An 11,019-nucleotide genomic window follows, 5' to 3' on the forward strand; every position below is an offset into this window, starting at 1 on the left:
TTCTAATAGTTTTATGTAGGTATAATATATTTTGGTGTATATATGAATTTGATGGGTAGTCCATTAGTTTCTGTAATTGTCCCTGTATATAATCGAAAGGCGACAATTTTTAGATGCCTGGATTCAATTTTAAAACAATCATATCGGAATCTTGAGGTCTTAGTAATCGATGATGGAAGCGATGATGGCACTTCCGATATCTGTCGTAGCGTGTCAAAAACGGATGCTTGCATAAAGCTTTTTAGCCAGGATAATCATGGTGTTTCTTTCAGTCGTAATAGAGGCATAGCTGCAGCAACAGGCAAATATGTAGTGTTTATCGATAGCGATGATTATGTTAACACTCAATATGTGGAAGGTCTTGTATGCAGTGCTGAAAGGGAGAGGGTGAATCTTACAATCAGCAAGACAGTACATGATTATATCGATATTAATCATGAGAATCATGAAATTGATTTTCACGAATGTGTAGGCAATATAAAAAAGGATTATGTTAAGCTGCAAAAGTTAAACGACGGTCCAGTGGGGAAACTATATAAGTTGGAAATTATAAAAAAGAATCGCATATGGTTTCCTGAGACTATGAATTTTCAAGAGGACTGTGTTTTCAATATGTTATATTATAATCATATACAAGATTATAGAATTTGTTTACAGAGTGTCTATCATGTTTATCGTATAAAAAATGATTTTAACCTAAGCGCTTCATTATCAAGGGAAACCTTTAATAGCCGTATAGAACACATCCGGTATTTGTCCGAGTTCCTAAAGATGAATACTCCAGATGATTCTGAATTGGCATTTGGAGCTGCAATAATGGGAGCGATTCGTAAAGCAATATTTGTGAAGGATTCATGTAACAACTATCAAGCCTTTTTGGAACGGATACAGACTATAGCTTCTGTCTCAAACTTAAGCTATAGTGCAAACCGATGTAAGACAAAAATGGTTCTTTTTTGTTTTAAATATAAATGTTACTGGCCTATTTATTTATATTACAAAATACGGCTTAGATTTTGAAAGCAAGGATATTTTTAGATGGGAGAGATTAAAATGGGACAAATTAAAGTGGATCATAATGTGGGAAAAATTGATGGACTTTGCGTCATTACTCCTACCCAACATGGTGACGAACGTGGTTATTTTATGGAGACCTACAATGAACATGATATGGAAGAAGCTGGAATTCATGTGAAATTTGTGCAGGATAATCAGTCTATGTCTACCAAGGGAGTGCTTCGGGGCCTTCATTTCCAGAAGCATTTCCCTCAGTGCAAACTCGTTCGGGTTATCCGTGGAAGAGTTTTTGATGTAGCTGTGGATTTGCGTGCGCAGTCTAAAACCTATGGTAAATGGTATGGCGTAGAGCTTACGGAAGAAAACAAGAAACAGTTCCTTATTCCAGAAGGCTTTGCTCATGGATTCCTTGTTCTCTCAGACGTGGCAGAATTCTGTTACAAGGTCAATGATTTTTGGCATCCTGATGATGAAGGGGGACTTGCCTGGAATGATCCTGAAATTGGGATTGATTGGCCCGAAGTTGGAGGAGTATATCCTGGAAATGCGTCAGCCGAAGGTTATACCCTGCAGGATGGTACAAAACTGATGTTAAGTGAAAAAGATCAGAAGTGGCTAGGATTAGATGAGACGTTTTCTTTTAAATAAAAATACCTTTATTTAAAATGTACTGAAGGCTACTTACTCGTCAAATTGCCTTAAGATGTGATAAGAGCTTAAAGAACTTTCATGTTATAAATTTGTTCCATTCGGGTTATATATTTTATCTAATTCTTTATAAGCTTCGTCTGTGGATGCAGGAACCTCCGTAACTTGCGTGCTTGTTTGGGAAACTTTGAATTATAAATCAATGTTAAATTTCTTCTCCACGTTGTGGGAGGCAAATAGCCTTTTTAATTGTAAAGAGGTTCATCAAGTATCGACTGATAAAGTTTATGGTGATTTGCCCCTATCAGCCGCAGCACCTGGGTTTAAGGAGACGGACCAGCTTCGGCCGTCAAGTCCCTACAGCAGTTCAAAAGCTGCCGCTGATTTAGCCGTACTGTCCTATCATCGTACCTATGGGATCCCTGTCACCATCGGCCGCAGTTCCAATAATTATGGCAGGTTTCAGCACCCAGAAAAACTCATCCCCAAAATGATACAGCTTGCCCTCAAGAATAAACCACTTCCCCTATATGGCGATGGCAGTAATGTACGTGATTGGCTTTACGTTCATGATCATTGCCGGGCTATCGATATGATTCTCCAGCATGGACGGGTAGGAGAAATCTATAACGTTGGGGCAGGGGAGGAGCGCAGCAACCTCGAAATTGTTCATCTTATTTGTCGAATCTTGAATAAGCCAGAGAGTTTGATTCAGTTTGTGGAAGATAGGAAAGGGCACGATGTGCGCTATTCCCTGGATATTTCTAAGATCCGTAATGAATTGGGATGGAGTCCGGAGACAGCATTTGATGTGGGGATGGCAAAGACGATTCAGTGGTATGAGGAAGAGTATGGAGAAAATTCCCTTTAGATTATAAAGATAAGCCCTGGAGATTATGATTTCAGGGCTTATCTTTACGCCTTGAGATGCTTCTAATGAAAACACGTCAGCACTCCGAGTAACTTGACCTTAATATAGATAGGTCAAAGATATTTCACCAGAAGATTCAGCTTAATAAGTGCTAGCTAATACATTTTCCTCTGAGGGTATACCAGAAATCATTTCTATAATTTAAGGCTGGATGCAGCGACGTTGCTCTTAATAAAAGGTCTTACAAGATAAATACATCATTTTATTAGGATGGTTTACAGCATTGTTTTTATATCTTTTGACTGATATGGTTTATATTATTGTTGAACTATATGCAAATGAAGGCTATACTATATCTAGTAGTGTGGAACAGATGTTTATAAAACTTGCTACGATATCTAGTAAAGACACTTCTTCGGACAATGGAGCAGTGGTTTTCTTAAAAGTAATATTTAAACTATTGCAAGGTGATAAAATGAAGAATGTAATCGCTGTAGTATGGGATTTTGATAAGACCTTAATCGATGGGTATATGCAAGATCCGCTTTTTGAAGAGTATCATATTAACAGTGCTCAATTCTGGGTAGAAGTGAACGCACTTCCGGAAAAGTATAAGAAATTAGGCGTTGAAGTAAACAAGGATACGGTTTATTTAAATTACTTAATTCAATATGCCCACGAACATGACCTATCTGATCTAAATAATGAAAAGCTCAAAGGGTACGGAAAGAAATTAAATTTTTATCCTGGAGCCATTGAACTTATTCGCTATCTTAATAATGATATTTTAAAGAATCACTCCGATTTGGATAAAGAGCATCCAAAACAGTATAGCGAATATGGCATTAAAGTTGAAAACTATGTTGTTAGTACTGGTATCAAAAAGATTATTGAGGGGTCGGAATTAGCTCCCCTCCTGGAACACTACTGGGGCTGCGAACTAATTGATAGTGATATGATTGATAAAAATGCAGGACAGAGCATGATTGCAGATGTTGGCTACACAATTGATAATACAACAAAAACAAGGGCTTTATTTGAAATTAATAAGGGAATCCCGCAAGATCCGGACTTAGAAGTAAATGCTAAGATTCCCGAAGATATGCGGCGTGTTAAGTTTAAGAATATGATTTATATAGCTGATGGTCCTAGTGATATACCAGCGTTCTCGCTGATTAATAAAAATGGGGGATCGACTTTTGCGATTTATCCCAAAGGAAACCAGAAAGCATTTCAGCAAGTAGAGCAATTACGTGAGGATGGGCGCATTAATATGTTTGCCGAAGCCGACTACAGAGAGAGAACGACAGCATACATGTGGATTACCAATAAAGTGCTTGAAATTGCCAATCGTATTTGCAATGAGGAACGGGCAAAGCTAGAAAATGCTGTATCGAAGGGACCCAAGCATTTAGTGTAGGAAAGAATGGAGAACAAGGAGGAATAAGAAAAACTATGGAAGATGAGGTTAAAGAAAATCTTATAAAAATTAGAGACGATTTAGAACCTATATCCTTTACTTACGATAAAGATGGTAATTATTTCAAAACGTTGAAAGAAATTATCTGAGGAACAAAAAATGATGAAGAGAAGAATTGTGGTTCTTTGTCAAATTTTGGGGTGCTAAAGTGTCTATGCACTCCTGGAGAGGACATGCACGGAAGATAGTGCGTATCCTTTTTCGTTGCGTGTGTTAATGTACAAAATCCTATTACGAAAGCGCTCAAAATTGCGCAGACCAAATGAAGTCCGTTTTAACACCTTGATTTTATTGCTGCAGCCTTCAGTAAAGCCGTTGGAGTAAGGATATATAAGGGCTCTCCTAATCTCTTCGTACCAATAGGTAAAGGACTTAACCAGAGCGTTCATTTCCGGTAAATCAGCGCTTTTTAGTAGGTCTATCCATGCTGAAAGTGCCCATGTTAGAGCCCATTTAATTTAACCAAATAGAGCCCATTAGAAAAAATCAATTTGGGCTCAATAGAAAAAGCCATTTCATAATCTTCCATTTCCTTCTACATAGAACCAAAAATGAAAAGAGCTGCTAACGGAAAGACTGGTACTTTTCTTTGGCGGCTCTTTTTAAAATGCTATGCATACATCTATCATAAAATGGAATTTAAAAATGGCATTCAGTAGGGTATAATGGGAAAAAGAATTCTAAAGCTAGCTTTAGGCCACTTTTATTTTTGGGAGCGATTTTTTTGAACAAAGAAGCGATACAAGCACCGCTCATCAGTCTCCTTGTACCTATCTACAATGTAGCGTCCTATGTAGATCGATGCGTTGGGTCCCTTGTGAACCAAACTTATTCCAATCTAGAAATCCTGCTCGTCGACGATGGTTCTACAGATGGCAGTGGGGCGCTCTGTGATGAGTGGGTAAAAAAGGATTCTCGCATCCATGTCGTCCATAAGGAAAATGGGGGCCTTTCTGATGCGAGAAACGCAGGAATCAAACGCGCTGCAGGCGCTTATCTTGCTTTTATCGACGGGGATGACTATATTGCCCCTGAGTACTGCGAAAAACTTTATCAGGCCCTTGCCGCGCATGATGCCGATATTTCCCTCTGTAATATTTGTTATGAATGGGCAGATGGACGCAGGAAAGACTATGAACCGCCCCATGGAACGCGGGAAGGTGTATGTACGGTTAAAGAGGTTCTACAAGTCCTTCATGGTGTGGGAGACCTTACTTTATGCGTTGCCTGGAACAAGCTTTATAAGCGAATCATTTTTACAGGGAATCCACCGCTTTTTTTCCCCAAGGGACGTTATTATGAGGATGAATTTTTAAATTACAAGCTCCTTAATAGGGCTAGTCGCATTTCAGTCATCCCTGATGCGCTCTACTTTTACTTTCAGCGGGATAACAGCATCATTCATCAGTACACAGATAAGCATTTTACGGACCTATGTTGCTGCATTGAGGATAGTCTCACCTGGTATCCGGATGACGAGGAAAAAAGACAGTGGAAACTGCGTCATTCGCTGAAACTTTGTTTTACGCTCTATAAAAAGTGTCACGATGATCTGCACTTTAGAAACCGGACTAGTGAAGTGAAAGGGCTTGTTTTCCGTATCATGAAGGAGCTTAAGATTACGTATCTAACGAAAAGGGAACTTGTGAAGGTCTTCCTGATCCTCGTTGGTGGCTATGGCGCGCTTTATCAAGTAAAGTGCCGCTTAAAGGCATCTCTATAACATTACCCAAAGGAAAAGAGCTGCGTAACGGAAATCTCAGGACTTCCGTTAGGCAGCTCTTTTGTTATGATCTTTTGTGGGTGAGCAGATTGGTGAATTTTTGGATGACAAGGTGGGTCATGTCATCTTTAAAAAGAAGGAGCAGAAGGAAATAGGACGCGCCGCCGAGGAGGACGAGGAGGGCCGTATGAACGAGACTTGGGGAGAGGCTTCCTGCGGCAAAGGTGACAAGGCCAAACATGATGAGACTTGCGAATAGGTGGGTGCGGGACCCGAGAAGAATATCCCGCAGGGGAAGGGCGCACCGGACGAGGTAGAACTGGACACCCATGACGATGAGTTCCGTAAGGACCGAAGCGGCTGCGGCACCTGCTGCCATGGCGTAGGGAATGAAGAGCAGGTTCAATATAAAGTTACAGACCGCACCGACGAGGACGCTTTTTGTGAGGATGGCCTGTTTGTTGGTCGGGACAAGGTACTGGTTTCCCGTGACGTTACTGAGACCAATTGCGATGACAATGAGGCTTAAGATGCGGACGAGGGGAATGACAGGAAGATAGTTGGGCCCAAAGAACCAGGGCACGAAATTAGGGGCGACGGCCATGAGACCAAAGCAGATGGGGAAGGAGAGGAGGGAAACGAACTGGTAGGAAAGTTTCATCCCTTGGATGACCTTCTCATGGTCCTTGCGGGCAAAGGCATAGGCCATGCGGGGAATCATGACGGGAATGAGACTTGTCACAATGGTGAGGGTGATGCGCACCGTCTTTTCGGCTTGTTCGTAGTAGCCGTTTTGCAGGGTCGATGCGGCGGCAAGACCAATCATGGTACGGTCCATGAGGGTATAGAGATTGACAGCAATTTGGGGGATGAAAAGGGCGATGAGGGGCGACAGGTGACGGACTATGTGCAGTTCTTCTTTCGGGACGCGGACGAGATAGCGGGGAAGGAAGAACCAAAGGGACAGGTTGGTTACAAGGGAGAGCCCTGCTAGAAGGCCGATGTAAAGGCCCAGGTCCTCGGGAGAATGGATGAAAAGAAAGAAGGACGCTACGGTGATGAAGCGGAGCAGGACGTTTCGGGCTGCAATCTTACCAAATTCCTCGAGCCCCTGAAAAAACCAGGTGATATCAAAAAACGTAGCGGCGATGTTGAGGCCTTGGAGCATGAAGATGGCTCTGTGGTACATGCGGGGGACGACAAAGGTGCTGTAAGCTGTAAGAGACAGGAGCATGAGAACAAGCCGCAGGAGCGTCAGCTCAAAAAACGTCTTGCTGCGGCCCTTGGGGTCGTCCTGCCTGTAGGCAATCTCGCGCTGTCCATAAAGTCCGATGCCTAGGGATGCGAAAAGGGAAAAGTAGGAAACAATGGAACTTGAAAAACTCGCAAGACCAATGCTTTCCGGACCCAGGACGCGGGCTAGGTAAGGAATCGTAATGAAAGGTGTCAGGACCACCAGGATCTGGTAGGAAAGATTATAAAAATAGTTTTTCATAAGGCTTTTTTTCATCGATAAAGAATCCTTTGACGTAGTGTAGGTTCATTATACTATGAAAGGAAGGAGAGAGGGGGAATTTGTGGAGGATTATTTTACTCGGCGAACAAATCGCGCCGATTTTCTGCACGAAGTGCCTTCATTGCTTTTGAAAAGATTTATGAGATGGCAATAAAGGCATGTCGCATCGTAATTAGGATACGTACCACAATTCCATTTTAAAGACGCCCGAAAAAATGGAGCCCTTGGGCGGGCCGCTTTTAGGAATTTTTTCGGATTGCAGAAGAAACATGATTCGCCTAAGTCTCATATCGGCCCATCTGTGTTGTCAAAAAGACGCAGGCTTCCTAGCAGCACGGAAATGCGCGTGCGGCGTCGTCAGCCTGCACTTTTTTCCTAGCATCTAAACCAATCTGAGCCCCATTCGAATCATGTAAATAGAAGAAAGACCAGAACGCCGGCGCCAAACCGTCTCCCTTCGGTCGTGTGCGCCGAATTGATTTTTCGATAACACGGTCCGTGAGCCGAATCGCGTTGGCAGCGTCTTGCGATTAGCGGTTTTGGCCCATCGAAAGCGGAACGGCTTTCGCCGTCACTAAGGCAAAAGACCGTAACGTGGGCCCTGAACCGAACGTAGACACGAATTCGGTTCAGGGCTTTCTTAAGATACATTTCTCATGGTAGTTAGTATGGTTTGAATTAGTTGGGACGTTTACCCGGGAGAATCTTAAGCAATACAACTCATCATACTATTACTCTGTTGAAATCAAGCAACGAACTCTATATTTCAGCACTGCCTGCCTTCGTGTTTTGCCTCTGATCTCGATTTCTTCGAAATCGATCCGCCCCACCAGGGCGGGGGACCGAAACCGGGAAATTTCAACAAGTTTATCATCATTAGAGTTTCCCGGTTTTGGTGGTGGATGAGGAACGGCAGTGACGTCTCCATACGAACGGCAGTGAGGCAGATTCGCCCGGAGTTTCGAAGATCGCTTTTGAAGCGGAGCGAAAGTCCGAGAAACATGTGTGAGGGCGAGTTTCATTCGGACCCGTTCCCCCGTAAGGAGGCGGTTTGGGTCCGGCGTTTTCTCTTTGTTCTCTGGTCTTTTTTCGTTTACTTAGTATGTGGAAATAGGGAAAAGACTAAAATGGGACGATTTCAGTACAAGATAGGGATCATGATTTTCGATTTTTTCATTGACAGGTTTGGACTGCCTAACTATAATAAAATGCGAATGCGAACTGTTTGCAAGTTAGGAGCTGAATCAATTGAGGAAATGGATCGTTTTATTTTTGATGGCATTTTGTTTTTTAGGTAGGGCAGAGGCAGCGGGACATATTGAAGGAGTCTCCTATGGTGTCAATCAGGAAGGCCAGCTGCGGGTTGTCATTGAATCGGATCAGGCACTTCCATATAAGACCAAGATTTTAGAGGGGGAGGCCCATATTTTTGTTAAGGGAACGCTGGACCCATCCATTGTCCCTATTTATCATCCTCGTGAATCCACCCATGTGAAAACGGTTCGTTTGCAAAAGACACCAAAGGGCACGCTGATTCATATCCATACGGATGAAAATCCGACGCGCGCTGATTTCAAGGTTTTTGCTTTGAAGGCTGATCCTGCTACAAAACGACCTTACCGCATCGTCATTGATGTCGCCCCTGTATTTGAGCGAGGATATCGTGTGGGAGGCGGCCTTAAGGGCAAACGCATCACCCTTGATCCTGGTCATGGCGGTTCGGACCCTGGTACCCATGGGCTTGAAAGCGGGCTCAAGGAAAAGGAAGTAACTTTGCCGCTTGCCCTGCGTGTCAAGAAGCTCCTTGAACAAAAGGGGGCGGTCGTTTATCTGACACGGTATAGTGACCGGGATGTCTATGGCCCAACTGCAACAGATCAGCAAGAGCTCCAGGCAAGGGTGGATGTAGCTGAAAAGTCCGGATCTGACCTATTTTTGAGCATCCACTGCAATGCAAGTACGGATCGAAGCGTCGGTGGTTATTCTACGTATTACACGCCAAAGACCCCGTATGACAAGAAGCTGGCAGATGCGCTCCAAAAGGAGCTCATGCAGACGGCCGATGTGACCGACCGCGGCATTTTTGATTCAAGGCTCTATGTCAACCGCAAGTCGACGATGCCAAGTGCGCTCGTAGAGTGTCTTTTTATGACAAATGCAAGAGAAGAACAAATGCTTTTGAGCGATGCGTTCCTTGATAAGATTGCAGAAGCAATCGCTAGGGGAATTGAACAGTTTGAGGGGTGAAGGGCACGCTGTTCTGGAGAATCGGAGCGATTTTTGCTCCGAGTAAAAAAGGACGGGGGAGCGGAGCGCAAGTCCGAGAAACATGTGTGAGGGCGAATGAAGTCCCGCCCCCTCCCGTAGGGCGGTTTGGGGCGGTGCGCTACGGTTTTTTGCCTTCCCGTTTTTCCCCTCCCAAATCCACCATGAAGATGGTCCTATGTCAAGTTTGAGTACAAGTTAAATTGAGGTTTCTATCAATCAGTTATCCAGCAATCAAAGCTGCCTTTTTCTTGTAGTTTGCATATAATTTTTCATAGTCATTGGGTGACATATAGTTACAGTGACTGTGAATTCGAACGGTATTATAAAACGTGTTAATGTATTCAAACACCAGCATATAGGCTTGTTGATAATTTTCAATCTTAAATCGATTCAGCCATTCTCGCTTAATCAAGGCATGGAATGATTCTATGCAGGCATTATCCCATGGATAGCCTTTCTTCGAATAGCTGCGGCACATCTGTGCGGTTTCCTTGATATAGGATTGCGAAAGATATTGACAACCGCGGTCAGTGTGGATTACTACCAGACGGCCTGGATTCCTGGTTTGCTTTGCCATTTGAATCATCCTAATAATGCCAGATGCATCCAACTTCCGGGATAAATTCCAGGTAATGATTTTTCGAGAAAACAAATCCATGATACTGGCCAGATACACAAATCCTTCAGTGGTCCAAATATAAGTAATATCGCTGCACCAGATCGTGTCTGGTCTTGGCGGATTAAATTGTTCTTGCAGAATATTAACCAATATGGCATCCAAACAACTACTCTGGGTCGTAACGGTATAATGCTTGACCCAACAAGCACGAATCCCCATTTGCCGCATGTAAAGGCCCACTGTCCTTTCGGAAATACATTCACCTTTCTGTTGAAGCAATTTAGTAATTTTAGGTGCTCCATAGATTTGCTTTGAATCTTCGTAAATGGTTTGAATCTGTTTTTTTACCTCCTTACGGTGCGTAGCTTGTTTGGATAATTTGCGATGACTCCATCCATAGTAACCTGATGTAGAAACGCCCAGTTCTGCCAGCACTCCAGATACCGAAAAATGGCGTTTCCCCTGATGGGCTTTTTCGGCTGCCTGTTTGACGCTATGGTAAATGGCAGGGATTATTTGTCTAGAATGCTGATAGCTTTTTTTAAGACATCGATGGCATCCTTGGCATCTCGTAATTCACGTTTCAAACGAGCGATTTCCTTGGCTTCATCAGATGCATAGTTTCCGGATCCGCGATATGGCATTTCCCCATTATCCCGTAATTGCTTTTGCCATCGGGACAGTGTCTGTTGGGAAATTCCTAAATTATGGGCACACCCAATCAGTCCTAAATCACGATGATCATGGTAATATTGGACAGCATCCACTTTGAATTGTTTGTTGAACTTCGTCATACTAAGGCCCCCTATATATACTTTTATTGTATCACTTTATGGAAAACCTCAGTTTGACTTGTCCTATTTATATGCTAGCACCA

At 43.0% G+C, this 11,019-nt stretch carries 8 protein-coding genes and 2 pseudogenes; 6 read left to right on the forward strand and 4 right to left on the reverse strand.

The window, feature by feature from the left end; all coding sequences use genetic code 11:
* Positions 1-42: 42 nt before the first annotated feature.
* The 4 genes and pseudogenes from H503_RS0109355 (at position 43) to H503_RS0109370 (ending at position 3,956) form a co-directional block, all read left to right on the forward strand.
* Entirely contained in the window at positions 43-1,020 is a 978-nt protein-coding gene (locus H503_RS0109355; protein WP_016459557.1) for a glycosyltransferase family 2 protein, read from the forward strand.
* 33 nt (positions 1,021-1,053) lie between these two features.
* On the forward strand, positions 1,054-1,665 hold the full coding sequence (rfbC, locus tag H503_RS0109360) for a dTDP-4-dehydrorhamnose 3,5-epimerase (RefSeq protein ID WP_009015912.1): 612 nt from the start codon (positions 1,054-1,056) through the stop codon (positions 1,663-1,665).
* A 217-nt stretch (positions 1,666-1,882) separates the two neighbouring features.
* A pseudogene (locus H503_RS12025) lies at positions 1,883-2,506 on the forward strand (dTDP-glucose 4,6-dehydratase); the annotation flags it as partial.
* A gap of 505 nt (positions 2,507-3,011) precedes the next feature.
* Positions 3,012-3,956: an HAD family hydrolase gene (locus H503_RS0109370; protein WP_009015914.1), complete on the forward strand. Its 945-nt coding sequence runs from the start codon at positions 3,012-3,014 to the stop codon at positions 3,954-3,956.
* Between the two features lie 212 nt (positions 3,957-4,168).
* Here the strand turns inward: H503_RS0109370 and H503_RS12310 are convergent.
* A pseudogene (locus tag H503_RS12310) lies at positions 4,169-4,462 on the reverse strand (ISL3 family transposase); the annotation flags it as partial.
* Between the two features lie 278 nt (positions 4,463-4,740).
* Here H503_RS12310 and H503_RS0109380 point away from each other — a divergent pair.
* Positions 4,741-5,739, forward strand: a complete 999-nt coding sequence (locus H503_RS0109380) for a glycosyltransferase family 2 protein (protein ID WP_016459553.1) — start codon at positions 4,741-4,743, stop codon at positions 5,737-5,739.
* A 64-nt stretch (positions 5,740-5,803) separates the two neighbouring features.
* Here H503_RS0109380 and H503_RS0109385 read toward each other — a convergent pair whose 3' ends face one another.
* A complete protein-coding gene (locus H503_RS0109385) occupies positions 5,804-7,249 on the reverse strand; it encodes a flippase (protein WP_016459552.1) in 1,446 nt (481 codons plus the stop codon).
* 1,254 nt (positions 7,250-8,503) lie between these two features.
* Between H503_RS0109385 and H503_RS0109390 the strand changes: the two genes are divergently transcribed.
* Positions 8,504-9,502 carry an N-acetylmuramoyl-L-alanine amidase family protein gene (locus H503_RS0109390; protein ID WP_009015917.1) on the forward strand — a complete coding sequence of 333 codons (999 nt, stop codon included), beginning with the start codon at positions 8,504-8,506 and terminating at the stop codon, positions 9,500-9,502.
* Positions 9,503-9,743: 241 nt separating this feature from the next.
* Here H503_RS0109390 and H503_RS0109395 read toward each other — a convergent pair whose 3' ends face one another.
* Positions 9,744-10,718, reverse strand: a complete 975-nt coding sequence (locus H503_RS0109395) for an IS3 family transposase (RefSeq protein WP_155877848.1) — start codon at positions 10,716-10,718, stop codon at positions 9,744-9,746.
* On the reverse strand, positions 10,655-10,936 hold the full coding sequence (locus H503_RS0109400) for a transposase (protein ID WP_026385695.1): 282 nt from the start codon (positions 10,934-10,936) through the stop codon (positions 10,655-10,657). The genes H503_RS0109395 and H503_RS0109400 overlap by 64 nt, the downstream gene beginning before the upstream one ends.
* Between the last annotated feature and the right edge of the window lie 83 nt (positions 10,937-11,019).

This window comes from Acidaminococcus intestini DSM 21505 (assembly GCF_000425045.1).
GTDB classification, from domain to species: Bacteria; Bacillota; Negativicutes; order Acidaminococcales; family Acidaminococcaceae; genus Acidaminococcus; species Acidaminococcus intestini.

What these genes read in the sequence shown, in the direction of transcription:
- H503_RS0109355 (WP_016459557.1), top strand. Translation starts at nt 43, where the DNA reads ATGAATTTGATGGGTAGTCCATTAGTTTCTGTAATTGTCCCTGTATAT.
- rfbC (WP_009015912.1), top strand. Translation starts at nt 1,054, where the DNA reads ATGGGACAAATTAAAGTGGATCATAATGTGGGAAAAATTGATGGACTT.
- H503_RS0109370 (WP_009015914.1), top strand. Translation starts at nt 3,012, where the DNA reads ATGAAGAATGTAATCGCTGTAGTATGGGATTTTGATAAGACCTTAATC.
- H503_RS0109385 (WP_016459552.1), bottom strand. Translation starts at nt 7,249, where the DNA reads ATGAAAAAAAGCCTTATGAAAAACTATTTTTATAATCTTTCCTACCAG.
- H503_RS0109400 (WP_026385695.1), bottom strand. Translation starts at nt 10,936, where the DNA reads ATGACGAAGTTCAACAAACAATTCAAAGTGGATGCTGTCCAATATTAC.